This is a genomic window from Flammeovirga sp. MY04, from assembly GCF_001682195.2.
Taxonomy (GTDB): Bacteria; Bacteroidota; Bacteroidia; order Cytophagales; family Flammeovirgaceae; genus Flammeovirga; species Flammeovirga yaeyamensis.
Genome location: NZ_CP003561.2, coordinates 1,007,431 through 1,032,877 on the forward strand (window position 1 = coordinate 1,007,431; position 25,447 = coordinate 1,032,877).

Below are 25,447 nucleotides of genomic sequence, written 5' to 3' on the forward strand. Positions count from 1 at the left end.
AACGGTGAACCCTAAAACTAAAATATCATCGGTTTGGGGTTCATCTTGTTTTTCTTTCCATTTCTGATGGGTGATTTTTAATATATTTTCCTGTTCCCAAGTAGAAAGATTAACTATATGTGATAATAAATATAGGGGGCAAAACAAAATGTACATAATACAGGGGGGCGAAATCCTCCAAAAAATACCCAAAAAACAGCCATTACAATACCGTGAGGGCAATTTATTGCAAGTACCAGGGGGAAACACCTAAACAAAACGAATTGTGTAAATACTTGCTTTTTCTTTCTTTACCCTTTTTTCTTCCAGAAGAAAACGAAAATATTCTTAAATAAACTTACTGATACGCTCAAAATGTGGCTTAATATACCCGTTTTGGGCGTTTTTAATTTGCTTTTAATCCAGTTGAAATAGGGATTAATTACGTATTTAATAGATCGTTATTAGGTGTTGAAAGTGTAAAAAAACGGGGTTGGGTTGTCAGTTGGGGTGTCAGTTGGGGTGTCAGAATATGTGTAAAAACAATAAAAAAAGGGGTGGATAATGACATAAAATAGGTTGAAAAACGACTAAAAGAGTAAACTCATAGGGGGGTAATGCACTTTTAAAAACATAAAAAACCGCTATTACATATACAATAAGGCGGTTTTTGAGTGTTTTTTAACATTTAGGGTGCGTGAAAAAGGTGTACAAAATGACAATTCATTGACCATTTATTTGTAGATAAGAACATGTCAAGAATATGATTATCCTTGACGTATACATTATTCTACTCTAATGAAACCTAAAATAATAGATAAGCTTAAGATATCATTCTTAGGAACTTCAAAAGGAGGGTAATCTTTATTGTCGCTTACAAAATTTACTGAACTTTTAGATTCGCTAGATGGTAAAAGTCTTTTTACCATAGTACCAAGATCTCTAACGTAGACTACATATATTTCACCCCATTGTATGATATTGGTGTTATTTATTTTTTTACAAGCTATAATATCTCCACTATTATATTTAGGGTACATGCTATTTCCTTTAATTCTAATCATGAAATCAACTCCCTTAAAGTCTGGGACATTATAATAGTCATAAATATCATTTTGAGTTATAGATACATCCATTTCTCCAAAACCTGCAATTGCATTTATTGGTATTAAAGGAATCCCATTATTTAGTTCATTATTGGGTTGTAATTGTTTCACACCTGTGTTTAACATTTCTCCTTCACCAGTAAATAACCATTTGACATTTAAAAAAGGATATGTTCGTAGTATTTTCTCAACCTTATCTGACCCTATTGATCCTTTATTTTTAAATAATTTGTTAAAATAACTATTAGAAGCGCCTACAGAGTTAGAAAATTGATTAATTGTAAAACCTTGACTATCAATAAAGTGTTTGATTCTTTCTGAAATGTTCGTATTATTTTCTATCATTGTATTGTTATGTTCGTATTATTTTCTATATATTTGTATTGTCAAACAAAAAATGATTGTTCGATACAAAAACAAATGTATGTATTATTAAACCAACACCATAAGTATGAGCAAAAAAATTAATGTACCGACAAGTTTTGTTAAGCAAGTCGCAGAAGAATTGAAGACCAGTCAAGCCACAGTAAGGTATGCTGTAAGATATGCTTACAACACCACTCTTCATCAAAAAATCAGATCTCGTTTGAAAGATCTTTTAGAGAAAGAGGCAAAGGCAATCATCATCGATACGGGGTTAGAAGAAAGAAATTTTGCTTAAACATGTCTTTCGATTTTTTCAACAACAAACTATGTGTTGAAAGCACATGGCTTTATGGGGAAGCAGATATAATAAGTCAACAGAATTATAAGAATCTAAAAAGAAGAGATCAGATTGTGATGGCTAAAGGAGGAGGTAATGGAAGAAAGGCTTACGTCTATTACGAAACACTCCCCCAACGCTTCAGAGACAAGATCGAGGAAAAGTTTGGAGACCCACATAAGATCTACAGACGAAACAGCTTCTTTAATTTCCTTGAGATTGATAACACTGCCAAGAAGTTTTTCGACGATTACACTTTTGATAGTGATAACGGAAAACGAAAAGCATTACCCGAAGCCAAACGCATAGAATACACAGCAAATGCCTCAGTGCTAAATGCTATTAAGGAGTACAGCAACTTCATGATGGCGAAACGTCAGGCACTGGGAGGACGAAAAGGTAAACTTTGGGAAAAGATTTCGGATGTTGTTGCCGATCTACCAAGACATACCTGGGCACATAACTTACCCAAGAACACCAGACGATTACGCGAGCGTTTGGACAAGTATATCAAAGGAGGTTATGAGGTACTGATTCACCGCAACTTCTGTAATAACAGCAGTAGCATATTAACAGAAGATGCAAGAATGTGGCTTTTTGCCAAGTGGTCGAATCAGGTTAAGAGAGTGACAAGTGTTCCACATCTTTGGGAGTTGTACAACGAGAAAGCCGAAGAGGAAGGATGGAAAACACTAAAAGACGAAAGAGCCATTCGCTCGTATTTGTATCAACCCGAAGTAGAGGCACTATGGATCACATCAAGAAGGGGTTCATTAGCTGCTAAAGCAAAGTTCGATTTCCAACACTCTACAAAGATGGCCTCAAAGAGAGATATGCTTTGGTATGCCGATGGTACCAAGTTAAACTATTACTATTTGGATGCTGACGGAAACATGAAAACCATGTTTGTGTACGAGGTGATGGATGCTTACAGCGAAGTACTACTAGGTTACTCATTTGCAAAAACCGAAAACTACGAGATGCAATACGGTGCTTTTAAAATGGCGGCTCAAATCTCTGGAAGAAGACCTTATGAATTAAAGTTTGATGGACAAGGCGGTCATAAGAAGCTACAGGCAGGCAACCTTTTAACCAAAATTGCAAGGTTGTCTATTAAAACAAAGCCTTATAACGGTGCATCAAAAACCATTGAGAGTGCATTTGGTAGATTCCAACAACGCTATTTAAAACAGGATTGGTTCTTTACAGGGCAAAACATTACGGCTACTTCCGAAGAAAGTAAGAAGAATGAGGAGTTTATCCTTGCCAACAAAGCCAATCTTCCTACGGAGGAAGAAGTAAAGGAGATCTACAAACAGCGTAGAGAGGAATGGAACAATGCTCCCCATCATGTTACGGGAATTCCAAGAGCACAAATGTATCGTGAAAGCGAAAACGAGAAAGCAGTGGAGTTGAGTATTTGGGATATGGTCGATTTGTTCTGGATAGAAAGACCAAACCCAGTGACAATGACCAATCAGGGAATCATTCTCACAGAGAAAGGAGAGAAAAGACAATATGCAGTCATGAATGGCAATGTACCAAACATTAAGTGGCTGGATAACAACATGGGACGTAAGTTCTATATCAAATACGATCCTGAAAACCCTGAATACATTAAGCTCTACACTAAAGATGCTTTGGGATTGGAGTTTAAAGCAGATGCAGAACTCAAGCCGATAACACACAGAGCAGTCCAAGATCAGGAAGCATGGGAGTCTGAATATTATAAGAAAGTACAGAGCCTAGTCGATCAAAACAGATTAGATCGTTTCAATAAAGCCGAAGAAATATTGGCAGAGTTTGGAATGAGAGCGGAAGATCAAGGATTGAACACACCAAAAGTAAAAGGTGTAAAGAACCCAGAGGCAAAAACTAAAAAAGTCTCTAAAAGAAAAGTAAAGGAAACTAGCATTGGAGAAGCATTTAAGGAAGTATCGAATATGGATACTATCCCGCTTGTAAACAAAAACACCGAAAAACAAAAAGACGATGATAATGACGATTCGTCGTTTAAGTTCTTCGATGTTCTGTAAAATCCTTTGTGAGTAGAATTTTAAAATAATATTACGATGACAAAGATACAAAAAGAACAGATCATTCAAAAACTAAGAGCTTTCATTAATCACGTTGGAAGCCCAGAGAAAGCCGCTAACATCATTGGTGTTAGTAATGTGAAACTAAGAGATCTTGTGGCTGGCAAGATTGGTAAAACCTCAGACGAGATATTTTTAAAGGTGGCCGACGGTGTCGGTTGGTCACCGAAAGTTTGGGAAGGGGTCATGACAAGAGACTTTCAAGACATCACAGGTAAAGTACAATTCGCCCAGGAGAACAACGCTGTGATTGCCATTACTGGAGAAGCAGGAACAGGTAAAAGTTATGCGTTATCAGACTACAGTGCCACACATAGCAACGCTTACCTGCTTAGATGCTCGGAGTTTTGGAACAGAAAGTTTTTCCTAAGTGAATTATTAAGGGTAATGGGGCGTGACTTCTCAGGCTTAACCGTTGCAGAGATGGTAAACGAGGTGGTAGTTACCCTCAAGAAAAAAGAAAATCCTGTACTACTCCTAGACGAAGCAGATAAATTAAGTGATCAGGTGTTGTATTTCTTCATTACGATTTACAACGAGTTGGAAGATAAAGTAGGATTCGTGCTTTGTGCAACCGATCACCTTTCAAAGCGAATTAAAAGAGGATTGAAACTCAATAAAAAAGGATACAAGGAAATCTACTCAAGATGTAACCGAAAGTTTGTGGAGTTGAAAGGAGTATCCGAAGCAGATATTATCATGATCTGCAAAGCCAATGGTATTGCAGAGAAAAGAGTCATTAAAAAAATTATAGACGACAGCGACTTAGACTTACGCAGAGTAAAGCAAATGGTTAGAGCCTATTTGCATGATGCTGCTTGATAGTCGCACTTAAAGAACTTAAAAATGAGTGAACTAAAGAAGCAAAGAAGAACTCGCAGAAACAGAGCTATTACAGTAGACCAACTAAGCAAAAAGAGATTTACCACTTTCAACTTTACTGGGTCATGGAAAGATGCATTCGGAATGCCAGAACAATCGGGCGTGTGGATAATATGGGGAAACTCAGGCAACGGGAAAACAAGATTCTGTTTGCAACTAGCCAAATACATGGCAAGCTTTTGCAAGGTCGCTTACAACACATTAGAGGAGGGAGCAAGACGCTCCTTCCAAAAAGGTATCGAAGAAACTCGAATGGTAGATGTGAAGCGTAGGTTCCTGATCCTAGATAGAGAACCAATAGAAGAACTAAAGGAGAGACTCAAAGGCAGACAAAGTCCAAAGGTAATTATTATCGACTCCCTCCAATACACAGGAATGGACAAACAGGAATACAAAGACCTGAAAGAGGAATTCCCCAACAAAATGTTTGTATTTATCTCCCATGCAGAAGGAAAGAATCCCGCAGGACGTACCGCCAATTTTGCCCGTTACGATGCCGATGTAAAAATAAGAGTGGAAGGTTACAGAGCTTTCCCAGTGTCAAGGTACGGAGGTGGCGAACCATTTACCATTTGGGAAGAAGGGGCAAGCAAGTATTGGATTGATAAAGAGTAAAGCCATGAATAAGAATCTTAGAAGCATCAGTTATGTATTACGCTATGGTTATAAAGGTTGGGTAATAGATTATGAAGATATCGGCCTTAGTCATAGAAGAATCTATAAAGGCACCAAAGAGGGGTGTCCCGATCAAAGAGGATTTTCTTGGAATGCCTTGAAATCAAAAATAAATCATTTTGAAAATGAGTTAAATCAAGTTTAAAGCAATGGAAAAGACATTAACAACATACAAGGGTTGGAAGATCAGTTGTAAAGAAAAAGTATTCACTGCTAGTAAGGAATTTCTAGGAGAATTAAAATCCACATCGTGGAGTTCAATAAGGTTAAGGATTGATCTATTGGAATCCACACACAAAGTTGCAAGAAATCAAGTTTTTCATTTATAAATTTTTAATCACAATGGCAGTAAGAAGCATTGAAAAAACCGCACAGGAGTTTCAAAACCTTGACAGAGAAATCAAGGCATTACAAGCAAAGCAAAAGCCGTTAAAGGCGAAATTGATAGACTACGCAAAGTCTAACACCGACAAGATGGACGAAGCTTTCCAAATCAAGTTTAAATGTGGCACCTACATCGCACAAAGAACGAAAGATTGTCTTGATGCCAAAGAGGAGGCAAAGATAAAACTGATTGAGCAAACAGATGGGAAGTTCCTAGATGTAAAGCTCGACGAACCAAAAGTGGTTGCAGAATCGGGTAAAGATAATCGCATCAAAAAGTTATTGGCCAAGCTCGGTATTAGTATTGGTCAGAAGGTTACGCTTGCTGTGTACGCTGGATAGTTTCAATGGGTGGGGTTTCGGCCTCACCTAATCTTAAAAATTTATAATCATGACTCACCAACAAAGAAAGATGTTTTTTGCCTACCTCAAGGAGTTAGGTATAACAGACCAGAGAAAGGATTTAGTACATCAGTACACCGAAGGGAGAACCGATAGTACCAAAGAGATGACCCAAGATGAGGTGTATTTAATGCTTCAGGATCTACTTATCCAAATTCACCCTCCAAAAGCCAAAGATCAAAAGCAATATGTAAACAAGATGCGTTCAAAGGTAGTTGCCATTGCTGTAAAAATTGGAATGCTGAAACTGGAGAAGAACTACGAGGATACAGACTGGGGATTCTTTAATAATTGGATGCTTCAATATGGCTACCTGCATAAGCCATTAATGAAATACAAAATGAACGAGTTACCAAAGCTTGTAAGTCAGTTAGAGGTAATGGAAAAGAACATTGGTAAGGCAAAGTTTAGCGATTACTTGGAGGGTGTTCTAGCAGAACAAAACATTAGCGTTGAAACATGATGAAATACAGATTAACAAAGAAAGATTTTACAGGTGGTTTTACAGTAACCTACGATGAAGACAATGAGAGTTTAATCGAACTGAAAAACACCTTCAAATACAAAGGACAAAAGCCTGATCACTCCCAAATGATGTCTTTTTTACAACTCGTTCCCTTCTCTCAAAGAGACCTCTGGAAAATAGAAAAGGATTTCAATATCAAAAAAATGGAGGTCAATAAAAAGACAGAAAACAAAGAGTTGTATCACCGCTTTTGTCAGTTGTATAATCAAATGGTTTACAAACATACGGGCATGCCTGCCGACTGGACTACCGCTCCACAAGCTTACGGCACGGGAATTCATAAAATCATTCAATACCTTCTCCATTCTTCCAAAGAGAAACTAGGCCACAGAGCAACACTTTCCGAAATAGATACACAAGCACTTCAAGCGTGGGAGTATATTCTAAATCATTGGGAAGTAATACAGCGAGAGGATGAGTTCCTGACACGTCAGATCAAGCCCATGCAAATTGCCAGTAATCTAAGCAGCATCATAATGATATTAAGAAATGAAGCAAGAAAGAGCACTCCAAACCAAGGCATCTCAAGCCAATCAAAACTTGACGATCTCTACGGCTAATTCCAAAGCCATGCAATTGATCTTGGATGACAAGCTTAAAATGGACTTGCTCGAATATCAATATGACCTCACGGTAGATAAAGCATTAAAAGGGACTTCGTTAGTAGCTTTAAAAAAGCAAGACAAAAGGGAGCTGATGAAAGCAGTACACATCACTTTACAAATGCTTCTAGCCACCTTCAGGATTAAGAATAAACCCGAAACAGATTTCGAGATAATGCAAATCGTGATGATGATCACAGATAAATATTATTATCTCCGTTTGGACGAGCTTCTCTATTGCTTTAGGCGAGTATCCGAGGGAGCATACGGCAAAGTGTACGGGGCTATAGATAATCAGACCATTTGTGGGTGGATAGATAAGTACGATGTGGAGGAAAGGACACCACATGTTACGCATAGAGTCATATCCGATCATGGAAAAAGGAAAAAGGAAAAAGATTTAAGCGAAGCATCACCAGAGCATATGCACAAGCTTTATAAAAAGATGCAACAGCAACCACAATTACCGAAACCAAAGAAGGAAGACGATGCGGAATACAAAGCATTTAAAGCAAGATATATCGTAGACAAAATTAACCAACTCAAAAAATGAATATTAAAACACTCAGAGTATTACTAATTAACCAATTGGTAGATGCATGGAGAGAGCAAACACCTCCACAAGACTATCTAAAAATGAGAAAAGAAATGGTAAATCATGCTGATACTCTTCTGGAGGGATTCAATGAAAATGGATTCCTTGAATTTGGAGGGGTCAAGTATCAAAAACAAAACGAATCATGAAGGCAAGAATAAACATCTTATTACTAAGAGCTGTCATCTATATTTTAGAAGCTCAAATTAAAACCATCAATTCAGAATTGGATAACTACATTTATGAGGCTGTCTACCAATTAGAATGTGTGGTATTTAGAATTGAATTAAACTTAGAGAATAAAAAACTATGAATTACAAATCGGTTTTCATTAGTGCATATGTGATGATAGGTTTAGTAATAGCTATCATCTTAATTATAAAGCACTGGAACGAAGCTAAAGAGAAGCGGTGGTCTTACCTACTTACAGTAGTTCCAATAGTTTTTATCATAATGTGGCCATCTATGGTGGTCACTTACATGATGTCGTCAAGAAAAGTAAAAAAGTTATGAAGTATACGTACAATTATATATCTGAAATTAAAACGGGTTTTTCGTTATTGTTAGCAAAGCTTCGTTTTTGTCTTGATGTTTTTAAAGGTGATCATTTAATTTTAATTAACTGTGAGTTCAAAAAAGATAATGATGGAACAGATCGAGGTGTATACACTTTCTCAAGACTTAATGTTGGCTATAAAAATTCATTAATTCTTGCATATGGAGGTATTGCAGATGTATTGAGAAAAATTTACGGACATAGTACAATGTCAAAAGCAGATATTTACTTCGAGTATGGTCTAATACTTTATGAGTTAGATCATGAGAAAGATCACTTTGAAAAAGTAAAACTTGAAAAAAAATTAAAGGGGTTAGATTTATTTTTCTAAGCTCTAATGTTGGCAAAAAAAAGTAAATAAGTTATGATTTCATTAAAGGAACAACCAGTTACTACAGAATTTAAACTTAAGTGGATTGTAGGGGCAGAAACAGATAATTCAATAACATCAAAAATGATTTTATCTATTAACGAAGAAGTGGTAGCAGAAGAAGTTTTACCATTCCATTTACATAAAAAAAGCATACTCTATCCAATTATAGAGTATGCTCAGAGATTTGATTACTTTATATCAAGAAGTAAATTTAATAGCAACTCCTGTAGTAGTTGCTATCTGAGAGCAAATTGCACAAATTCTTTCAAAAAGTTTTGGATCGACTTTTTTTACAGACTCAAGCTCCGCTTTAAGTTTTTCAAGTTGAAGTTCCAATGTTTCTACATTAAGCGTAAGCTGTTGTTTTTGAAGAGACGAAATTCTATTCTCGCTTTCATAAGCTCCTTGTTCTAGGAAAGTAAAAAAAGGAGATTCTAAACTGACTAATGCATTAAATTTAGAAAGACCTGAATAGGATATAAAACCTCTTGATTCAAATTCTTTAAAGAAACCTTCAATTATCTCAGGAGAAACACCGTGCTTTATAGCAAAATCATTATTCAGATCGAATCGTAATTCGGTTAGACCTGTTTTAAAAATCTCCAATAAGATTTCATCTTTAATATTACTATACATTTTAATTTAGTTTTATAACCACCTTTTTCTCAGGAAGGTGGTTTGTTTTTGTATAGTGTAAACTTACTAAAAAGAGTTCTCAATATAGGGTTAAATATTTTACATTAATTGTCATTTTTTTTATCTTTGTTAAATAAATAACCAAATCATCCACCTCTTACTCACCCGTTTATGTCAGTACCGATGCGAATCAATACAATCAGAAAGGCAAGAATAATTCAGGCAATAGTATCTGAGTGGTATGAACCACATCGGCAAGACAGAAATAAAAAGTGGGTTTGGATGAATAAAGTGTTGCCAATGGTTCCAATCAGTTATGATAGGTATTTAAGGTTATTGAAAATAGATACAGAAATTTGTTGAAGTAAAGAAGAATTGTTATTTAAGATTGTACTTATAGGTTGGTTCTCATAGAGCTAACCTATTTTTTATGTATTGATGTCGATATTATTAATAGGTCTAGGGGTAAATTGTGTTTGAGCAGTCCTATCAAAATAGGCGGTTTCATAGGTAATTGTAAAAGAGCGTATGCCGTCTGGCCTTTTTAATTTTACTGCTGATATCCTTTGTAATGGTTGGAACTCATCAGTATAATAACCATGTAACTTACTATTGATAAGTTCAACAAGAGTCATAAAATTATCATGATCAGAGGGTCTATCCATTTGTGAGGGAGGTCTATTCCCTTGCAATCGGATGTCTGCAATAGTTACCTGTACTGTTCCTTCTCCAATTTGCACTCCTTGCCCTGCTTGAGAAAAATTAAATTGATCCATATCAACTAATGCACATGGGAATTTTACCGCAGGATTGTCAATGTCTAATTGCCCCCAATCTTCCCCTGAATATCGTAATTCGGGGATCTCACTCAATTTGTTTTGAATACTGTTTAAAATCTGTTTCATATTACTTTAAAATTTTATTTAAATCTTTTTTTATCATCAACTTAACTTTGGCGTTTAGTTTATTAGACTTACCTATGAACTGTCTTTTAGGTAGGTTTACAGAAGCCTTTCCAAATACTTTTATTTTCCCTCCTTCATTATGTACTTTAGCATAAGGAATATTGGTATAAATCTTAACAAACCCTTCTCCTGAACGATATCGAATACTGTTCATTAAAGCAGATGTGTTACCTACTAATGTTTTACGTCTTGTTGCTGCAGGGGAAAAGTTGGTAATGGCATTGGGTTTTCGTGCTTCATAAGCTTTTTTTGATTTCCATCTTTTAGGGTGATTATCTGGAGGTGTAGATTTAGCCCTATAATCAAACCCGTACCAGACACTTTTAGGGTTGGTTCTTTTGGCAGGTTTCCATTTTTGCAAATAACTATCTGTAAAGCCACTATCCTGAAAGCTTTTTTTATAATGCTTCTTTGCTTCAATACCCATTATTCTTGGAGCATCTCTATTTAAATAGGTTTGAATTTCCTTTGAATGTCGTTTTAAATCGAGTTCAAGTTTGAAAATGTGTTTTGCCATAGAACTATATTAAGGAGTTTTCGTATATTTGTATTAGACCTTGGGGAAACTCATCGTCCCACCCTTGCGGGAAGGGAAAATCCCGCATCTTTTTTAAAACAGTTGAATCAAATCATCATACGATTTGATTTTTTTTGTTTCTACTACAATCATTTCTTTCTTTCCAAGAATATAGACTAACTTCAAATGAGGATAATTTTTGATTTGTCCGTATAAAGCCGAAGCTATACCCGTTTTATTTTTTTGAATTTCTTCATTAATATTAATTACAAGAGAAACTTTATTAAAAATATTCTTTGATAATTGACCTTTCTTAGAATTAAGCTTTTTGCGGATATTATTAAGAATCGTGTTTCTTACTGTCGCATCCTTTTTTCTTTCAAAACGATCACCTGTAATTCCATTAATCACAAATTCAGGATTTTTAATATCATCGGTATTTGTGTGAGGTTTGATTAAAATCTCTACATCATATTTATCTACAATTCTTTTAGCATCGGTCATATTTTCGGTAATGTCTGAAGTATGAGCACAATAATGTATTTTAATGTTACCTTTTTTGCCTTTATATTGTATGCCTTTAGGGTATGGAAGATCAGGAATAAATGTCTGAAAAGTTTTCTCTACTCCATTTTTAATAGCTTCATTACTAATGGCAATCATAGGATGTTTATCTGTGATGATTTGACCCGTTTTTGCAGGATTATTACGAATAGACTTAGGAGGTAATTTAATTTTATCAGCAACCTCTTTTGCACCATCATCATTTCGTTCTTGACTAACTGAACATTTACAATTCCATGCAGAAGGAGGAAGCCATGTATCCCAAAAAGGATCATCAATATGTTTTATTACTCCATAAAGCTTTTTGTGTTCACTTCTTTGTTCTGCTGCAACGCTTGGGTTATATCTTAAGAAAGGATATAAATCTTTGTCCTCTTGTAAACTTTGCCATTCTTCTGCCGATTGGCACGAACGAACAGTATGATTATATTCTGTTCTTAACCAATTGGTGTTATAAAGCTTATCCATAGTTGGTGCATCTTCAATGTCAGATAGTAATAAAACAGCCGTTAGCTCACGCATTTTGTAGGCAGAAAAACGGGCAATATTCTTTCTAAAGTTTTGCACCATTTCAAAACCATTATCATCATAAATGATGTCCGAAAAGATTTTATCAATACCACTTTGCAAATAGTTATTGGTGTAATGGAAAAGTTCTGGGTGAATAAGCATTTGTTCTTTTTGAATATCATTCCACACTTTTTCAATAGCCTTGTTTCCCATTCCCAATTTAGGAGCGTTATCACTGGCAAGTTCAATAACACCATGAACAGGGCAACCATTGTTCAAGCTATCGTAGTAAAGTTTCATTTTTTCTCGATATGCCCCCATCATAGAGGGGCTTACTCGAAAAAAGAATCCAATCCACTTAAAGCCGCTTCTTTTTTAGCACCTGTAACTTGAATGCCAAATTTTTCTTTTACCCAATTAGGGTCTACGTCCATATGAGACATGGCTTGTACAGTCATTTCCCAAAGGGATTTTAAATTTTCCTCTACTTCAAATTGAAAAGTCAATCCCCCAGGAATAAACCCAATGGCCTCCAGAGCAGGAAGGACTTTCTTATTCATTTCCTGAGCTACCTTTCTTTTGTCTGCTTTTACAATGTAATCAACAAGTTTACTAGAACTTTCTTCTTTAGATCTATTTCCATGTTTTGTATCCTGACCAATAATTGCCGTACTGATAACCATTGACAATTCATTGTTACAAAGCTGAATCAAGTTTTTATACACGTTGCCATCCGTTTGTACGCCAGTAGCAAAGTTAAACTCCTCCTGATCATCAATAATAAAGTATGCAGCACTACCCATGTCACGCATCATGGCTTCGGCTCTATCCAATTGTTCAGGGTCTTGAGTGTTGGTTTTTAAAACTCTTGGAGGAATACCATATATTTCACATAATTCTGACCAACAAGCCTGAGCAAACTTTTTAAATAATACATGAGGCACACACTTATTTAAAACCCCATAATTTCGCCCTTCAGATTCGTTAAACTCAATTAACCATTTCCCAAATTCATTGGCTTCACGATAAGGAACATAATTATTACTTAAAAGATCAGGGTAAAAACGTCCGTTCGATGGCGAAATATGTCTTCTGTCAATTTCAACCAAAGTTAAAACATCATTGATGTATTCAAACTCAACCAATGAGTAACCAAATAAAGGAGCGTCTAAAATAGATTTTACTATATCAAGATAAAACGGATGCGTTTTAAATAGATTAGTTGCATTTTCATCTACTTTACCACTTTTATTAATTAGTTGGAAAGATGAACCAATGGTTCTTTCTTGCCTTTGTTGCACTTGAGATGACAATGTTCCATCCAACATAATATCTTCATAGACTTCTATGAGTAGTTGTCTTTTGGGATCATCAACATTATCAGCTTTTTGTAAGGCAGTCTTCCAGTTGGATATATCTTTTCGGGTTCTCGATATCGCTTTTGGTTTTATTTTTCTGTAAAACCCTTTTTGCTGTTTGTTTTTGCCCCCTCTTCGGTTTCTATTATTTCTATTGGTCATGGCTAAAATGTATGTGTGAATTTAGGATTTGAAGCATATCTATTTTTGATTTTGGTTTCCCCATCCTCATCTTTTTTTAGTGGAAGATTTGGGGCAATAGCATTGTTTTCGGCAACTTTAGTAAGCCAAGCAATAGCATTATCATAATAGAGTTGAGCCTTTTCAAAAAGGTAATCAGAGTTGCATACACGTATCACATAATATATAGCGATACTCTTACCAAACTCTACAAGTAAAGGGTTTCTATCGTCACCCACAGCACTAAATATTTCATCAGTATCGTATTGTGGGTATAAATACGAAGTCATTTCTTGAACAGCTGCAGCAATCTGATATTCAACATCTGTTTGAGTGGCAATTTCTGTCAAACTATATTGATAGATTACTGTACTCATTTCGTCATAAGTGATAAACATAATCTTAGAATTTACGTGGTGATGTTCTTCCTACTCTGTAGGTGTTACTTTTTGTGGCGGTTCTTTTCTGTAATAAGAACACACCTCCTTCCAATGCATCGGGTGCATCATCGTGTACTTTGGAACCTTTTTGAAAAGCAAGTAATTGCTCAATTAGAACTCTCATTCCTTGCGAATCCTTTTCTTTCTCATTAAAAAGAAAAAATCCTCTCTCAAATAGAGGTTGTAACGCTTCGATTCTTGCAAACTTGTCTGGCTTCTTGCGTTTGTCTCCTCTTACAGGGATCTGATGACCAACGGTAGCTCCAAATGTTTTAAACTCTTCCAGTAGTAGATCTTGTAAAAAATTAGCTTCCATGTAATACATTACTGGTGTCGCTCCTTTTACGAAATCATCTATATCGTAATGCCATTGTACCATATTGGATACGGTGGTTTGATCAGCATACGCTTTTATTAAATGGTAATACCCTTCTTTGGTTTTCCCTAAAAGCATCGTGGCTTTAAAGTCATTTTTGGTAGATGATTTAAAACTGGGGTCAGTATAACACACAATAGCAGCATACTTTTTTAAAGGAAGCATTTTACCAAATTGAATATACTTTTCCTGAAAGATGACTCCTTCTTCAATCGGATTGTTCATGTACTCCTTTTGGAATGCTCTTTCTCCAATTGTCTCACGTAGTTCTGATATTTCATTGGAGGTGTAATTTTCTTTCCAAGAAGGAAGTCCTTTTTTATCTAAAGCGTTTATTATGGTATGATAAAAATTGGGTCGTTTAACAAGTTTGGCAAGTATCGACTTTTTATGAATTCTGTTGCCAACTAAAGTGACCCTTCCTCTTCCCATCGCCATAGTACCCATTAAGGCAGTAAGTAGCCAATCCAAGGCAACATCCACACGAGCTTCATTACGACACATTTCATCGTCATCAATATCATCAATAACAATATAATCTGGCCTGTTACTTCTATCTTTTAAACCCCTGGGGGATTGTCCACGACCAAGAGCTACAAAATAAAATCCTCCTTGCGTTCTGAATTCTCCTTCCTCCCATGATCCTGTTTGGGGTTGGTCGCCAAAATCATGATTGAATAGTGCATTAAACTGCAATTCTGCTTGTAAGTCAGAAAGCAGACGAACAGCAGCATCTTCACTTTTTGAAACAAGAACCATCATATTGAATTGTTTGCGTTCCTGTATCATTAACCACATCGGAATTAGTAAAGAAACATGGGTTGATTTAGCGTGACCTCTCGCCCATTCAAATACAGCTCTTGCTCTTTTGTTTTTTAAAAGGTATTTACCGGCATCCAATTGGAACTTACCACATTTACTTTTAGCAAGGTGGGGAAAGTAAGTTTCAACAAAATAGGCGTAATCCTTTCGTGCTCTCGCTACTCTGGAGTCGATGTCGTTTTTAGAGTCAAGAGTAAAAAAAGCGTTCTGCACCTCGTCTACTCTGGCTTTCCACCTTTTTTGTAATTCCTTAGAGGTCATTATCCTTATTAATTAAGTGCTGAATGTATCTATCCTGGTACTGTGTAATTTTCTTCATCACCTGCTCATCTACCGTGTCATCTTTTAATGCTTCTGACTGCAGGTAATTGGAGAATTTCAAAAAGATGCGAATCACATCATCAATTTTAATGTTGTTGCCTGCCTTTAAATGCTTCAACTGGGAAATAGCTTTAGAAAAAGCATCTGCATTGAAATCGTCACCATCCAACATCTCATTAATTTTTAATAAAGATTTGGAAAGTATTGTATCAATGCTCATTGCTTGGGATGCTCTTTTTTCTTCCCAATTACCATCGGTTTTCCACTTTCTCAATGTAGGCTGTGAAATACCTACGTTCTCGCATATCTCCTTTTCTTTTTTATTCTGCATGAAAAGCAAATAAGCGTATTCGTTTTTCTCTTTATTATTCGCTCTAATACCCATTTCTTTTTGTTTGCAAATACCTCATTAGACGGCTCCAAAAAAAATAGAGTAGGTATTATAACGGTTCTGTTTTTCTCAGGGAACACAGGGGTATATGTTTGTAATACTTAAAACGCAGAATAATGAAACACACTTTTGTAATAAATGATGAAAGCAAAGTAAACTCTCACGGCTTCAGGCTGATGAATAAAGGGATAGATCAACAAAGATTTCTTTCCAACCCTGTTTTGCTCTATAATCATGATAGAGATGATGTATATGGTAAGTGGGAAAACTTACGCATAGAAGGAACCACGCTTTTGGCTGATGCCACTTTTGATGAAGAGGATTTAAAAGCAAAAGCATTATCGGGCAAGGTCGAACGGGGATTTTTAAAAGGTGCAAGCCCATGCATTCATATTTTGGAGGTTGATATTGATCCATCAGGAGAGTTTGTGGCTACAAGAAGTGATCTTATGGAAATCAGCGTGGTAAGTATTCCAAGTAATGCGAATGCTTTAAAGCTAATGAACACGGAAGGAAAAGAAGTTTCATTCGATGAGGTGTGTTTACAGTTTAGTTTAAGCGGAAATGAACCAAAATTTAAAACAATGATAAAGTTACCTGTGGCCTTGCAAAATGCTTTAGGTCTATCTGTTGAAGTTGATGAGGCAATTCTTTTATCTACGGTAGAACAGAAAATGACAGAGTTTGAGGCTTTGAAATTAAAAGTGGACGCAGAAAAAGAAACCCGTGCCACTTCGCTTGTAGATCTTGCTATTAAAGAAGGTAAGATTAACGCAGAAGCAAAAGAACAATGGTTGAACCTTGCAAAAGACAATATTGCTTTAGCTGAAAGCACATTGAATTCTTTACAAAAGAAACAAAGCTTGTCGGCATTAACTGGTAATGTTCAAAAAGTGGACGAGTCAAGAGCAAATTGGACGTATTTGCAATGGTCTCAACAAGACCCTGAAGGTCTTGCAAAGCTGAAACATCAGCAACCTGAAGAATTTGAAAAACTTAAAAACACTAAATAACTATGGCAGTCTGGAAACAAATTTGGCTGGATATCATCAAGGAAGGTTTTTATCCTGATGGTTCGTTTTTAAACGAAGTAGTGGACATGTCAGAGTTTGTCGAGTACAATACTTTGAACTTGGCAGAGGCAGGAGCTGATCCTGATGTGTTAATTGATAACACAACCTTTCCTATTCCTGCAAGTACAAGAACTGATATCCCACATGCTTTACCGTTGGCTACTTTAACAACAAAGTCGACAATTGTAAGAAACATCGAAGAGATGGAAACAAATTACAATAAGATGGATTCAGCAGTGAGAGGTCATCGTAACGCTTTGTACAAAAAAGCACTTCAATTAGCCGCTCATGGTTATGCTCCTGATACGGACGATGAATTTACCCCTGTTTTAGGAACATCAGGTAATGCAAATGGATCAATAAAGAGATGTTCTTTCCAAGATATTATTGATTTACAAACTCGCTTCTATGAGTTTGATGCTGATCCAATGGATTTGGTATTGGTACTATCACCTCAACATGCAGCAGATCTTAAGGCAGAAGATATTGCCATGTATAAGCAAGTGATGTCAGATCGTAAGTTGTTCGACTTTAACCTGCATGTATCTAGTGCGGTACCTACATTTGATATCACAGATGGATCAAAGCAAGTAGTAAGCACAAAGCCAGATGATTTAACTCTTCATAGAGCTTCTATTGCTTTCTTGAAATCGGAGGTAATGAAAGCAGATGGTGATTATGATATGTTCTTAAAAGAGAAAGATCCTGATCAACAAGGCGATGTTTTCAACTTCCAAAAAAGATTCTTGGCAAAGCCAATCAGAGGAAAAGGTGTTGCTTCTTTGATTACTTCGGTACATCCATAAGAGAAGTAGCATGAAGCACATAATAGATAAAATTGGGATGGGTTCCTTTGTGGTAGCCCTCCCGTCTAGTATTCAATCGTGGACAAATGAATCTTACCTAAGATCAATCCTTTCAGATTCAAATATCTTTTGGATTACGTGTTCAAAAACGGTAACGGTACTCACTATTATTTGGCTTGTGCTTAAAATATTCAATGAGATAACATTAAGACTAGAATCCAATGGAAAAGGAAAAACAGGAGGATAGATTAAAAGAAATGGCATTGAGGTACTTTGAGCAAAACCCAAAGGCGGATGTATACCATTTGTTTAACGATGGAATGGGGTTTGGTGATTATGCCAAATCTCATAAAGATCAATATGCAAAGAAGTCTTTTCAGGAGTGCACAACTTTCAAAAGAAAAGACTTCTTTCCAGAGAAAACAGAAGATAAAAAAATTAAAACTTCCGAACCTAAATCATAAATACCATGTCAAAAGGTTTACCAAATGCGAAAATTACGATTCTCAATGATCAATTGGGACGTGATATCACAAACACAGGGGAGTTCCTTCTTGTACTTACGGGTATTGCTGTAACAGACAAGATCGAATTAAACGAAGTGAAAAAGATCACTTCTTTGTCTGAAGCAGAGGCTTTAGGTTTGGATGCTGCTTATGATACTGCTAATAGTTTAAAAGTACATCATGAAATTACCGCGTTTTACAGAGCAGCCGATGAGGGAATTCCTCTTTGGATTATGCTTATTTCTGATGCCACAACTATGGCGGATGCTTTGGACAAAAACAATAATATTGTTCAAAAAGCTTTAACAGATGCTGGTGGTGTTATTTCTTTGGTAGGTATTAATAGAATTCCAGATGGTGCTTACTCTCCTACACCGACCGAGGGGATCGACCCTGATGTAATTACAGCAGTAGAAAAAGCACATGAATTATCAATAGCTACCCAATCATATAAAACACCTGTTCGAGTATTGGTCGGAGGTAGAGGCTATACAGGTGTTGTAGCAGATTTACATGATTTCTCTCAAGATAGTTACAATGGTGCAGCCGTTGTTTTGGCGAGTGAGTCAGAGACAGGTTATCCAGCTGTTGGATTGACGTTAGGTTGGGCGGCTCAAGGAAGTATCCAAGAGGCTATTTCCAAAGTAGAAAGAGGCAGTTTACCAGTTTTCACAGGCTATCTTACAGATGGTTCGAAGATAGAAGTAAACAGAGCTGAAACTGGTCAAGAAACTACCCAAGATAAGATTTACGATAAGCGTTATATAGCGTTCCGTAAATTCGCAAACAGAGATGGGTATTATTTCTCAGGCTTCTTGGCTGCTACTTCTAAAGCAGATGACTATTCAGAAATCCAAAGAGGTAGAATTATTGATTATGCTTTACGTATTGCTTACGATACTCTGATTGATCAGATTGATAACGATATTGAAATTGACACAAACGGTTTCCCTGCTGCAGCGGAGATGAAAGCCATCGAAGGGGCAGTAAGTGGAGCATTAACGGAACTTCTTGTTAAACCTGGTTATGCATCTGGTGTGATCGTTGAGTTAGATCCAAACCAAAATCTATTATCTACGGACACCATTGTAGTGGATCGTATTGCGGTACGTCCAAAAGGTTATCCTAAATACCTTGAGGCAAATTTAGGCTTTGATAATCCTTTAAACAGCTAAAACAATGGCAGTATTTGATACAGACGAATTCGCTTGGGCGGATGTTCAAGTGGTAATTGGAGGAAGAAATATTGTAGGTATTCGTGGTATCCGATTTAAAGAGTCGGATGATGACGAATTAATCTATGGACGTGGCAATAGACCTATTGGTATTGGTTCGGGTAATCGCTCTTATGAGGTTGAGGTAAAAATGACACTTGGGGAAAAAGATGCTCTGGAAAAATCATTGGGGATTAATTCAATTTTGGATATCCGTTTTGATGTATCAGTGGCTTACTCAAAGCAACTTTCTGGAAAACAAGCTTTCCGTTACCTGCGTAGTGTAAAGATCTCTGAAAATGAGGAGGACTTTAACCAAGGCGATAAGTTTATGGAAGTATCTCTTCCTGGTATTTGTTTGGACATTGAAAGAGCGTAATAATGGAGCTAACACAAGATAAGATTCAAGCTTGGAAGAAAGAGCATGGAGATATCAACTTAATAGAGACAGAAGACGGCAAACAAGCGGTGATTTGGAATCCTACTCAGTCATTAAATGTAATGAAGCAAGTAATGACTGCTTTTCAAAACAGTGAATTTGATGCGGTGGAAGTGGTGATAAACAATTGCTTTATTGAGGGGGATGATTTAACGGGTGATGCCGATATTATGGGTATTGCTAAAAAAATCAAACACTTACTCGATTTGCCAGATGCTTTCATTAAAGATGAAAAAGAGGAGACATTTATTTGTGTTCCAGAGTTTGACTATAAAGTAAAAGTTCGTCACGTAACAAGAGGTGATATCACGTTTGCTAACGAAAAGAATCAAAAAAACATTCCTTTTGATACCAATATTGAAATTCTTAAAAGGGTTTGGAAAGGTACTGAAAAAGAGTATCAAAACTTATTATTATCGGATCGTCTTCATTTGGCATTACTTACAGTAGTTAATGACCTGAAAAAGGAAAATGAAGCGAGCTTAAAAAAGCTTTAGAAGCTTCTGCCATCACCCAGAGCAGTAGCTTTATACGTAAGGGTGATGCATTGCTCACCTATCATTTAGGAATTCAAAAACCTTGGGAATTACCCGAAGAAGAATGGGTCTATTTATACAATGGCCTTGTTTGGGTGAGAAAAGAGGAAGCGAAATACAATAAGAAATGAGTGACGTTTATCAATACATATTAAAAATTACTGACAAAGCCAGCCCTGTTTTTGATAAAGCAGGAAAAGCGGCTGGAGTAATGAATAACCGTTTTGAACGTCTCAATAATAATGTAGATCGTTTCAATGCAAAAATGAAAGTGAGCTTTACTACAGTTGCAGCAGGAGCTACAGCCGTAGTAGGTGCAATGGCATTGGCTACAAAAGCAGCAGGAGATTATCAAAATGAATTTCTTGAGCTTAAAAATCTGAATTTAGACAAAACAACATCACAGCTTAACGATTTAGACAAAAGCATAAAAAGAGTTTCTTTCGAACAGGGTTTAAACCCAAAAGAAACCGTAAAGGCTTTTTATGATGTGCAGTCGGCTACTGGTCTTTATGGCGAGGAAGTGGATAAGATTGTAACAAAAGTAGGAAGGTTCTCTATTGCAACCAAAGCCGACTTAAATGAATCAATCAATTCCACGACCAAAGCCATGAAGGCTTTTGGTTTATCTACAGATGAATTGGACGGTTACTTGGAGTCTTCTGCTAAAACGGTACAGGTGGGTATTACTACTTTTGACGAACTAGCAAAGGTACAGACAGAGTACGCAGGAGCAGCAGCTGCAGCAGGACAAACAGTAAACACAGCCAACAAAGTGTTTGCAGCTATGACGGCTATTTCAAAAGACAGTGCTACAGCTGCAACAGCAACTAAGTCAGCTTTCCAAGGTTTAACAGCAGACAATACAGTAAAGGGTTTAAAAGAGATTGGGGTAAACGTTTTTGATGCAAGTGGTCAAATGCGTGATATGGATGAAGTGATCAGAGATTTAGTTCCAAGATTAAAAGGAATGAATGATCAGCAGTTCCTCGATTTGAGAAATTCAATTGGAGGTCCAGAAGGATTACAAAACCTAATGAACCAGTTAAAAACTTCTGGTGATGATGTAATTAACACATTAGATGCTTTCGATCAGTCAAAGTTTAATATTGATGAAGCTTTAAAAAATGCTCAAGGTGATTTTAATACGCTTTCAAACATTGTTCAAAATAGATTTAATGTTGTTTTAACTGAATTAGGAGAAGTGATTCTTCCTTATGTGGCCATTGCTTTAAATAGTATTGGCGATGGGATTATTTGGTTAAGAGAAAACACTGAATCATATATGCCAGTATTAAAGGCACTTGGGGCGGGATTATTGACTTCGGGTATTGCGTGGGGTGCAATAATGTTAGCTTCAAAAGGTTATGCGGCTTCACTTGCTATTGCAAGAGTTGCAACCATTGCTTTTACAAAAGGTCAGATGTTGTTGAATTTGGTCTTAACCGCTAATCCTATTGGTATTGTGATCGTGGCCATTGGTGCTTTGGTTGCTGCTATTACTTGGGCTTACAATGAATTTGAAGAGTTTAGAGGGGTTGTTTGGGGATTATGGGAAGCTTTCAAAACGGCATTCGGGAATATTGGTGCTCTTGCCAGTGAGACCTTTGGAGGGATTGGAGATTTAATAGTGGGTGCATTGACATTTGATGTTGATAAACTTAAACAAGGATTAACAAGGGTAATGAATGCTTCTATGACTCATGGTAAAAAGATTCGAGAAGCATTTAAAAAGGGATATGATTCACAAATAGGGAAAGAGAAAGTGGAATCAGCATCAAGCACAGGAGCTGCGAAAGTTTCCAACCCAACATTGGATGATACCATTCCCCTTCCTGATGCCACTGTGGATGATTCCAAAAACGGTATTAATGATATCTCAAAAGGTGGATCAAGACAAACAACGGTCAATATCACTTATGGAGATATTAGCATGGCAGAAAATATTAATGTTCAAGAATTGACAGAATCTTTGGATGACTACTTCGAGAAGTTCAAGGAGCTTAACTATAGAGTATTTACATCAGTAGCTAATTTATCGAATGGCTGATTTTAATATAAATAACCTTACAGGTGGATTGTATCCTACTTTTGCTGCAAAGTCAGCTAAAGAAATCGTGAGTAGGGTCAAAAGTGGAGAAAACCGAGTAGATGAAATATTCGGTACTCCACTTTATATGCCTTTAAAACTTAATGATATACTACTTCCATTAGAGCCAATAGTGTCCGTAAGAACTAGAAAAAAGATCATTACAACTAATATTAATCGCTCAACTTCGAGGGGTAGTATCAAAGAGTTATTTGCAGAGGGGGATTATGAATTAACTATAAGTGGTTTTTTAATGGACAACACCAATACAGGGTTTGATAAATCGTACTCACTTATAGCAAAAGATTTCCCAGTAAATTCTTTTAAAGCATTAAGAGATATCTGTGAACGTCAAGAGGCAATAAAAATAGAGTCAACCATAACAGAATATTTGAATATTCAGTTTGTCGTTATTTCTGATTATAGCTTTCCTGGTAATAATGGTTCGCCTGATAGGCAAGCATATACAATTAGAGCTATATCAGATCAAGGCTCATCAACAGAAAACATCTATTCTAATATCATAAAACAATTAAATACACAATGAAACATTTAATCATCATGTTCCTAATGATTCACCAAATTACCATTGGTGCCAAAAACACGGAATTACCCTTAGTGAAAGAGGTAAAGATTGAGAAGTCATGGACAACACTTGCAGATACTGCACAAATCACTATTCCTTCCATTTCTAATGAAGTAGACAAAAGTCTTGGGGAAGTAATGAAAAAAGGTACACCCATCAATATACAATTGGGGTATCAGTTTGGAGAAGATCAATATTTAAATCAAGAATTCGAGGGATATATTAAAAGATTTCATCAGACCAACCCTATTAAAATTGAATTAGAAGATGCAGCTTATTTATTAAGGTCTAAAAGAGTAAATAAAGTCTGGAAGAAAACTACTCTAAAAGAAGTGATCACCTACATTATACAAGACACAAACATCACTCTTTCGGAAGATATACCAAGCGTTGGTTTTGATAAGTTTAGGGTATCCAATATTAATGGATATGATGCTTTAAAAAAGATTCAAGAGGAATTTGGATTAACTGCTTATTTCCGAGGAAAAACCTTATATGTAGGTTTGGCTTTTACGGAGAAACCAGGGGAGATAGAATTTGATTTCAATAAGAATATTATATCGGAGAATCTTACCTATAGAAATTTTGAGGATGAGGCTATTGAAATGAATGCGAAAGCAATTCAACCTGATAACTCGGTAATTGAAACAACAGTAGGTGAAAAGAATGGTATTCAAAAGAATTACACTTCCTATTCGGCACGGTCAGAGACCGAGCTTAAAAGACAAGCACAGGAAGAAATTGAAAAAGTCCGGTTAGGTAAATACGAAGGTGGTGTAAAAACATTTCTGTTTCCTTATGCTACTTTCGGTATGACTGCAAAAGTAACTGACATAGAAAATCCATCTAAAGACGGTAGCTTTTTAGTAGATAAAGTGACAGTGATGTTCTCCAGCTCAGGAGGACGGAGAGATATTCAGTTTGGTAAAAAACTCACATAGATGGGGTACGAAGAAGATATACAAAACCTTCTAAGACGAATCACTGAAAGGCCACCCGTACTTTTTCCTGCAAAAGTTGTAACAGTAAATGAAAATAATTTTAGTGTAGATGTATTGCCTTTGCATGAAGAAGTAGAGATTCCAGATGTTAGACTCAAAGCTTCATTGGATACTGCTAGTAATTATACTGTAGTTTTTCCAAAAGTAGAATCTATAGTTGTGGTGGCCTTAATTGGCAACTCTCAGATTGATGCATTTGTAACAATGGTCAATGAGCCTGAGAAAATAAAAACAGTGATTGGGGAAACAACCATTGAAGTAGATCAAAATGGGATAAGTTTCAATGGAGGACAAAATGGTGGGCTGATGATCACGCCTACTTTGGTGAATGAATTGGAGAAAAACAACAAACTACTCGATGCTTTTTTAAAGGTGTTGGGCGGTGCTCCTATAACAGAACCAGGAAACGGATCACCATCAGCTCTTCAACAGGCTTTAAATTCTGCTTTAAGCAGTTTTGAATTGGGTGATTTTTCAGAGGTAGAAAACAAAAAAGTAAAACACTAAATGAAAGACTTTATACTCAACGAAGATGAAACGCTAAAAATTACCAAAGGGGATTTTACGGCAGAGGATTCACTGAATCAAGAAGAGAAACTAATATTAATGGCCAATAAAGGTGATTACAGAGAGTTTCCCGATTTAGGTGTAGGTATAGGGTCTTTTGTTGATAGTGAGCTGGGTTCGCTTTATAAGCTGATTATAGAAAACATGGAGCTGGACGAAAAGGAAATCAAATCCTTGGACATCTACGAGAACGGAAATATTAACCTTACCACGAAAAGAAAATGATTGGAAATATAATCAAATCGGCTTCATCACTTATTAAAGGTTCATCACAAATAATTGATAAAGTGGTGACCAGTGACCACGAGAAACAAACCCTGAAAAATGAGTTGTCTCAAGTGGTTTTAAGTAACCTTAATCAATTGCATGATGCTCAATCAAAAGTGATTCTTGCAGAGGCAAACGGCAACATTTTACAGCGTTCTTGGCGACCTGTAGTAATGCTATGTTTCGCTTTTATTGTGATGTATACTTACTTTTTTCAACCTGCGTTTTTTCCTGACTCTCCAAACATGCAAAATCATTTACCTTCCGAGTTCTGGAGTTTACTGGAAATAGGATTAGGTGGTTTTGTGATAGGCAGAACAGCGGAAAAAATAGCAACGAATGTAACTAAAAACGTGGATCTGTCTTTTCTGAAAAAGAAAGAGAGAGCCGATAAACTAAGATAA

General features: G+C 36.3%; 34 protein-coding genes. 24 read left to right on the forward strand and 10 right to left on the reverse strand.

Annotated features, from left to right (window positions below; genetic code table 11):
* Positions 1 to 764: 764 nt before the first annotated feature.
* Positions 765 to 1,430: an XRE family transcriptional regulator gene (locus tag MY04_RS23950; protein ID WP_066209684.1), complete on the reverse strand. Its 666-nt coding sequence runs from the start codon at positions 1,428 to 1,430 to the stop codon at positions 765 to 767.
* A 106-nt stretch (positions 1,431 to 1,536) separates the two neighbouring features.
* Between MY04_RS23950 and MY04_RS23955 the strand changes: the two genes are divergently transcribed.
* From MY04_RS23955 to MY04_RS24010, 12 genes are all read left to right on the forward strand, one after another.
* The gene (locus MY04_RS23955; protein WP_066209685.1) at positions 1,537 to 1,746 is read left to right on the forward strand and encodes a hypothetical protein; all 210 of its coding nucleotides are present in this window, start codon (positions 1,537 to 1,539) and stop codon (positions 1,744 to 1,746) included.
* A 2-nt stretch (positions 1,747 to 1,748) separates the two neighbouring features.
* The gene (locus MY04_RS23960; protein WP_066209687.1) at positions 1,749 to 3,824 is read left to right on the forward strand and encodes a hypothetical protein; all 2,076 of its coding nucleotides are present in this window, start codon (positions 1,749 to 1,751) and stop codon (positions 3,822 to 3,824) included.
* A 36-nt stretch (positions 3,825 to 3,860) separates the two neighbouring features.
* On the forward strand, positions 3,861 to 4,706 hold the full coding sequence (locus MY04_RS23965; protein ID WP_066209689.1) for an ATP-binding protein: 846 nt from the start codon (positions 3,861 to 3,863) through the stop codon (positions 4,704 to 4,706).
* A 24-nt stretch (positions 4,707 to 4,730) separates the two neighbouring features.
* A complete protein-coding gene (locus MY04_RS23970) occupies positions 4,731 to 5,381 on the forward strand; it encodes a hypothetical protein (protein WP_066209691.1) in 651 nt (216 codons plus the stop codon).
* Between the two features lie 4 nt (positions 5,382 to 5,385).
* Positions 5,386 to 5,586, forward strand: a complete 201-nt coding sequence (locus MY04_RS23975) for a hypothetical protein (RefSeq protein ID WP_066209693.1) — start codon at positions 5,386 to 5,388, stop codon at positions 5,584 to 5,586.
* A 197-nt stretch (positions 5,587 to 5,783) separates the two neighbouring features.
* Positions 5,784 to 6,167: a hypothetical protein gene (locus MY04_RS23980; protein WP_066209697.1), complete on the forward strand. Its 384-nt coding sequence runs from the start codon at positions 5,784 to 5,786 to the stop codon at positions 6,165 to 6,167.
* A 49-nt stretch (positions 6,168 to 6,216) separates the two neighbouring features.
* Positions 6,217 to 6,690 carry a hypothetical protein gene (locus MY04_RS23985; RefSeq protein ID WP_066209699.1) on the forward strand — a complete coding sequence of 158 codons (474 nt, stop codon included), beginning with the start codon at positions 6,217 to 6,219 and terminating at the stop codon, positions 6,688 to 6,690.
* Entirely contained in the window at positions 6,687 to 7,313 is a 627-nt protein-coding gene (locus MY04_RS23990) for a hypothetical protein (protein WP_066209701.1), read from the forward strand. Before MY04_RS23985 ends, MY04_RS23990 begins: the two co-directional genes overlap by 4 nt.
* Positions 7,243 to 7,908 carry a hypothetical protein gene (locus MY04_RS23995; protein ID WP_158297662.1) on the forward strand — a complete coding sequence of 222 codons (666 nt, stop codon included), beginning with the start codon at positions 7,243 to 7,245 and terminating at the stop codon, positions 7,906 to 7,908. The genes MY04_RS23990 and MY04_RS23995 overlap by 71 nt, the downstream gene beginning before the upstream one ends.
* Entirely contained in the window at positions 7,905 to 8,099 is a 195-nt protein-coding gene (locus MY04_RS24000; RefSeq protein WP_066209703.1) for a hypothetical protein, read from the forward strand. Before MY04_RS23995 ends, MY04_RS24000 begins: the two co-directional genes overlap by 4 nt.
* Positions 8,096 to 8,263 carry a hypothetical protein gene (locus MY04_RS24005; RefSeq protein WP_158297663.1) on the forward strand — a complete coding sequence of 56 codons (168 nt, stop codon included), beginning with the start codon at positions 8,096 to 8,098 and terminating at the stop codon, positions 8,261 to 8,263. Before MY04_RS24000 ends, MY04_RS24005 begins: the two co-directional genes overlap by 4 nt.
* 97 nt (positions 8,264 to 8,360) lie before the next feature.
* The gene (locus MY04_RS24010; RefSeq protein ID WP_158297664.1) at positions 8,361 to 8,837 is read left to right on the forward strand and encodes a hypothetical protein; all 477 of its coding nucleotides are present in this window, start codon (positions 8,361 to 8,363) and stop codon (positions 8,835 to 8,837) included.
* Here MY04_RS24010 and MY04_RS24015 read toward each other — a convergent pair.
* The 9 genes from MY04_RS24015 to MY04_RS24055 form a co-directional block, all read right to left on the reverse strand.
* The gene (locus MY04_RS24015) at positions 8,834 to 9,031 is read right to left on the reverse strand and encodes a hypothetical protein (RefSeq protein ID WP_066209708.1); all 198 of its coding nucleotides are present in this window, start codon (positions 9,029 to 9,031) and stop codon (positions 8,834 to 8,836) included. The two genes, MY04_RS24010 and MY04_RS24015, sit on opposite strands and share 4 nt — an antisense overlap.
* Before the next feature lie 46 nt (positions 9,032 to 9,077).
* Complete coding sequence (locus MY04_RS24020; protein ID WP_066209710.1) at positions 9,078 to 9,515, reverse strand: hypothetical protein; 438 nt, start codon at positions 9,513 to 9,515, stop codon at positions 9,078 to 9,080.
* Positions 9,516 to 9,943: 428 nt separating this feature from the next.
* Entirely contained in the window at positions 9,944 to 10,420 is a 477-nt protein-coding gene (locus MY04_RS24025; RefSeq protein WP_066209714.1) for a hypothetical protein, read from the reverse strand.
* Position 10,421: 1 nt separating this feature from the next.
* The gene (locus MY04_RS24030; RefSeq protein WP_066209716.1) at positions 10,422 to 10,997 is read right to left on the reverse strand and encodes a phage virion morphogenesis protein; all 576 of its coding nucleotides are present in this window, start codon (positions 10,995 to 10,997) and stop codon (positions 10,422 to 10,424) included.
* Between the two features lie 93 nt (positions 10,998 to 11,090).
* Positions 11,091 to 12,371: a phage minor head protein gene (locus MY04_RS24035; RefSeq protein WP_066209717.1), complete on the reverse strand. Its 1,281-nt coding sequence runs from the start codon at positions 12,369 to 12,371 to the stop codon at positions 11,091 to 11,093.
* A 32-nt stretch (positions 12,372 to 12,403) separates the two neighbouring features.
* Positions 12,404 to 13,591 carry a phage portal protein family protein gene (locus MY04_RS24040; RefSeq protein ID WP_066209719.1) on the reverse strand — a complete coding sequence of 396 codons (1,188 nt, stop codon included), beginning with the start codon at positions 13,589 to 13,591 and terminating at the stop codon, positions 12,404 to 12,406.
* A gap of 2 nt (positions 13,592 to 13,593) precedes the next feature.
* Positions 13,594 to 14,007 carry a DUF1320 family protein gene (locus MY04_RS24045; protein ID WP_066209721.1) on the reverse strand — a complete coding sequence of 138 codons (414 nt, stop codon included), beginning with the start codon at positions 14,005 to 14,007 and terminating at the stop codon, positions 13,594 to 13,596.
* A 4-nt stretch (positions 14,008 to 14,011) separates the two neighbouring features.
* Positions 14,012 to 15,508: a phage terminase large subunit gene (gene terL / locus MY04_RS24050; RefSeq protein WP_066209724.1), complete on the reverse strand. Its 1,497-nt coding sequence runs from the start codon at positions 15,506 to 15,508 to the stop codon at positions 14,012 to 14,014.
* Positions 15,498 to 15,953, reverse strand: coding sequence for a phage terminase small subunit-related protein (locus MY04_RS24055; RefSeq protein ID WP_066209725.1), 456 nt, complete (start codon positions 15,951 to 15,953; stop codon positions 15,498 to 15,500). The genes terL and MY04_RS24055 overlap by 11 nt, the downstream gene beginning before the upstream one ends.
* A gap of 122 nt (positions 15,954 to 16,075) precedes the next feature.
* Between MY04_RS24055 and MY04_RS24060 the strand changes: the two genes are divergently transcribed.
* From MY04_RS24060 to MY04_RS24115, 12 genes are all read left to right on the forward strand, one after another.
* Positions 16,076 to 16,972 carry an HK97 family phage prohead protease gene (locus MY04_RS24060; protein ID WP_084005846.1) on the forward strand — a complete coding sequence of 299 codons (897 nt, stop codon included), beginning with the start codon at positions 16,076 to 16,078 and terminating at the stop codon, positions 16,970 to 16,972.
* A 2-nt stretch (positions 16,973 to 16,974) separates the two neighbouring features.
* Entirely contained in the window at positions 16,975 to 17,838 is an 864-nt protein-coding gene (locus tag MY04_RS24065) for a hypothetical protein (RefSeq protein ID WP_066209729.1), read from the forward strand.
* Positions 17,839 to 18,059: 221 nt separating this feature from the next.
* Positions 18,060 to 18,302, forward strand: coding sequence for a hypothetical protein (locus tag MY04_RS24070; protein WP_066209732.1), 243 nt, complete (start codon positions 18,060 to 18,062; stop codon positions 18,300 to 18,302).
* A 5-nt stretch (positions 18,303 to 18,307) separates the two neighbouring features.
* Positions 18,308 to 19,519 carry a DUF2586 family protein gene (locus MY04_RS24075; protein WP_066209735.1) on the forward strand — a complete coding sequence of 404 codons (1,212 nt, stop codon included), beginning with the start codon at positions 18,308 to 18,310 and terminating at the stop codon, positions 19,517 to 19,519.
* 4 nt (positions 19,520 to 19,523) lie between these two features.
* Positions 19,524 to 19,937: a hypothetical protein gene (locus MY04_RS24080; RefSeq protein ID WP_066209737.1), complete on the forward strand. Its 414-nt coding sequence runs from the start codon at positions 19,524 to 19,526 to the stop codon at positions 19,935 to 19,937.
* Positions 19,938 to 19,939: 2 nt separating this feature from the next.
* Positions 19,940 to 20,494: a hypothetical protein gene (locus tag MY04_RS24085; RefSeq protein ID WP_066209738.1), complete on the forward strand. Its 555-nt coding sequence runs from the start codon at positions 19,940 to 19,942 to the stop codon at positions 20,492 to 20,494.
* A 166-nt stretch (positions 20,495 to 20,660) separates the two neighbouring features.
* Positions 20,661 to 22,583, forward strand: coding sequence for a phage tail tape measure protein (locus MY04_RS24090; protein ID WP_066209740.1), 1,923 nt, complete (start codon positions 20,661 to 20,663; stop codon positions 22,581 to 22,583).
* On the forward strand, positions 22,576 to 23,169 hold the full coding sequence (locus MY04_RS24095; protein ID WP_066209742.1) for a DUF6046 domain-containing protein: 594 nt from the start codon (positions 22,576 to 22,578) through the stop codon (positions 23,167 to 23,169). The genes MY04_RS24090 and MY04_RS24095 overlap by 8 nt, the downstream gene beginning before the upstream one ends.
* Complete coding sequence (locus tag MY04_RS24100) at positions 23,166 to 24,149, forward strand: phage late control D family protein (protein WP_066209744.1); 984 nt, start codon at positions 23,166 to 23,168, stop codon at positions 24,147 to 24,149. The genes MY04_RS24095 and MY04_RS24100 overlap by 4 nt, the downstream gene beginning before the upstream one ends.
* Positions 24,150 to 24,716 (forward strand): hypothetical protein, encoded by a 567-nt coding sequence (locus MY04_RS24105; protein ID WP_066209746.1) that lies wholly within the window; start codon positions 24,150 to 24,152, stop codon positions 24,714 to 24,716.
* A complete protein-coding gene (locus MY04_RS24110; protein WP_066209747.1) occupies positions 24,717 to 25,001 on the forward strand; it encodes a hypothetical protein in 285 nt (94 codons plus the stop codon).
* Positions 24,998 to 25,447 carry a 3TM-type holin gene (locus tag MY04_RS24115; RefSeq protein ID WP_066209748.1) on the forward strand — a complete coding sequence of 150 codons (450 nt, stop codon included), beginning with the start codon at positions 24,998 to 25,000 and terminating at the stop codon, positions 25,445 to 25,447. Before MY04_RS24110 ends, MY04_RS24115 begins: the two co-directional genes overlap by 4 nt.

What these genes read in the sequence shown, in the direction of transcription:
- MY04_RS23985 (WP_066209699.1), top strand. Translation starts at nt 6,217, where the DNA reads ATGACTCACCAACAAAGAAAGATGTTTTTTGCCTACCTCAAGGAGTTA.
- MY04_RS24045 (WP_066209721.1), bottom strand. Translation starts at nt 14,007, where the DNA reads ATGTTTATCACTTATGACGAAATGAGTACAGTAATCTATCAATATAGT.
- MY04_RS23965 (WP_066209689.1), top strand. Translation starts at nt 3,861, where the DNA reads ATGACAAAGATACAAAAAGAACAGATCATTCAAAAACTAAGAGCTTTC.
- MY04_RS24055 (WP_066209725.1), bottom strand. Translation starts at nt 15,953, where the DNA reads ATGGGTATTAGAGCGAATAATAAAGAGAAAAACGAATACGCTTATTTG.
- MY04_RS24070 (WP_066209732.1), top strand. Translation starts at nt 18,060, where the DNA reads ATGGAAAAGGAAAAACAGGAGGATAGATTAAAAGAAATGGCATTGAGG.
- MY04_RS24090 (WP_066209740.1), top strand. Translation starts at nt 20,661, where the DNA reads ATGAGTGACGTTTATCAATACATATTAAAAATTACTGACAAAGCCAGC.
- MY04_RS24110 (WP_066209747.1), top strand. Translation starts at nt 24,717, where the DNA reads ATGAAAGACTTTATACTCAACGAAGATGAAACGCTAAAAATTACCAAA.
- MY04_RS24095 (WP_066209742.1), top strand. Translation starts at nt 22,576, where the DNA reads ATGGCTGATTTTAATATAAATAACCTTACAGGTGGATTGTATCCTACT.
- MY04_RS24065 (WP_066209729.1), top strand. Translation starts at nt 16,975, where the DNA reads ATGGCAGTCTGGAAACAAATTTGGCTGGATATCATCAAGGAAGGTTTT.
- MY04_RS24035 (WP_066209717.1), bottom strand. Translation starts at nt 12,371, where the DNA reads ATGAAACTTTACTACGATAGCTTGAACAATGGTTGCCCTGTTCATGGT.
- MY04_RS24005 (WP_158297663.1), top strand. Translation starts at nt 8,096, where the DNA reads ATGAAGGCAAGAATAAACATCTTATTACTAAGAGCTGTCATCTATATT.
- MY04_RS24060 (WP_084005846.1), top strand. Translation starts at nt 16,076, where the DNA reads ATGAAACACACTTTTGTAATAAATGATGAAAGCAAAGTAAACTCTCAC.
- MY04_RS23955 (WP_066209685.1), top strand. Translation starts at nt 1,537, where the DNA reads ATGAGCAAAAAAATTAATGTACCGACAAGTTTTGTTAAGCAAGTCGCA.
- MY04_RS24040 (WP_066209719.1), bottom strand. Translation starts at nt 13,591, where the DNA reads ATGACCAATAGAAATAATAGAAACCGAAGAGGGGGCAAAAACAAACAG.
- MY04_RS23975 (WP_066209693.1), top strand. Translation starts at nt 5,386, where the DNA reads ATGAATAAGAATCTTAGAAGCATCAGTTATGTATTACGCTATGGTTAT.
- MY04_RS24025 (WP_066209714.1), bottom strand. Translation starts at nt 10,420, where the DNA reads ATGAAACAGATTTTAAACAGTATTCAAAACAAATTGAGTGAGATCCCC.
- MY04_RS23990 (WP_066209701.1), top strand. Translation starts at nt 6,687, where the DNA reads ATGATGAAATACAGATTAACAAAGAAAGATTTTACAGGTGGTTTTACA.
- MY04_RS24100 (WP_066209744.1), top strand. Translation starts at nt 23,166, where the DNA reads ATGAAACATTTAATCATCATGTTCCTAATGATTCACCAAATTACCATT.
- MY04_RS24075 (WP_066209735.1), top strand. Translation starts at nt 18,308, where the DNA reads ATGTCAAAAGGTTTACCAAATGCGAAAATTACGATTCTCAATGATCAA.
- MY04_RS23980 (WP_066209697.1), top strand. Translation starts at nt 5,784, where the DNA reads ATGGCAGTAAGAAGCATTGAAAAAACCGCACAGGAGTTTCAAAACCTT.
- MY04_RS23950 (WP_066209684.1), bottom strand. Translation starts at nt 1,430, where the DNA reads ATGATAGAAAATAATACGAACATTTCAGAAAGAATCAAACACTTTATT.
- MY04_RS24105 (WP_066209746.1), top strand. Translation starts at nt 24,150, where the DNA reads ATGGGGTACGAAGAAGATATACAAAACCTTCTAAGACGAATCACTGAA.
- MY04_RS24115 (WP_066209748.1), top strand. Translation starts at nt 24,998, where the DNA reads ATGATTGGAAATATAATCAAATCGGCTTCATCACTTATTAAAGGTTCA.
- MY04_RS24080 (WP_066209737.1), top strand. Translation starts at nt 19,524, where the DNA reads ATGGCAGTATTTGATACAGACGAATTCGCTTGGGCGGATGTTCAAGTG.
- MY04_RS24015 (WP_066209708.1), bottom strand. Translation starts at nt 9,031, where the DNA reads ATGCTTTTTTTATGTAAATGGAATGGTAAAACTTCTTCTGCTACCACT.
- MY04_RS24030 (WP_066209716.1), bottom strand. Translation starts at nt 10,997, where the DNA reads ATGGCAAAACACATTTTCAAACTTGAACTCGATTTAAAACGACATTCA.
- MY04_RS24020 (WP_066209710.1), bottom strand. Translation starts at nt 9,515, where the DNA reads ATGTATAGTAATATTAAAGATGAAATCTTATTGGAGATTTTTAAAACA.
- MY04_RS23995 (WP_158297662.1), top strand. Translation starts at nt 7,243, where the DNA reads ATGAAGCAAGAAAGAGCACTCCAAACCAAGGCATCTCAAGCCAATCAA.
- MY04_RS23960 (WP_066209687.1), top strand. Translation starts at nt 1,749, where the DNA reads ATGTCTTTCGATTTTTTCAACAACAAACTATGTGTTGAAAGCACATGG.
- MY04_RS23970 (WP_066209691.1), top strand. Translation starts at nt 4,731, where the DNA reads ATGAGTGAACTAAAGAAGCAAAGAAGAACTCGCAGAAACAGAGCTATT.
- MY04_RS24000 (WP_066209703.1), top strand. Translation starts at nt 7,905, where the DNA reads ATGAATATTAAAACACTCAGAGTATTACTAATTAACCAATTGGTAGAT.
- MY04_RS24085 (WP_066209738.1), top strand. Translation starts at nt 19,940, where the DNA reads ATGGAGCTAACACAAGATAAGATTCAAGCTTGGAAGAAAGAGCATGGA.
- terL (WP_066209724.1), bottom strand. Translation starts at nt 15,508, where the DNA reads ATGACCTCTAAGGAATTACAAAAAAGGTGGAAAGCCAGAGTAGACGAG.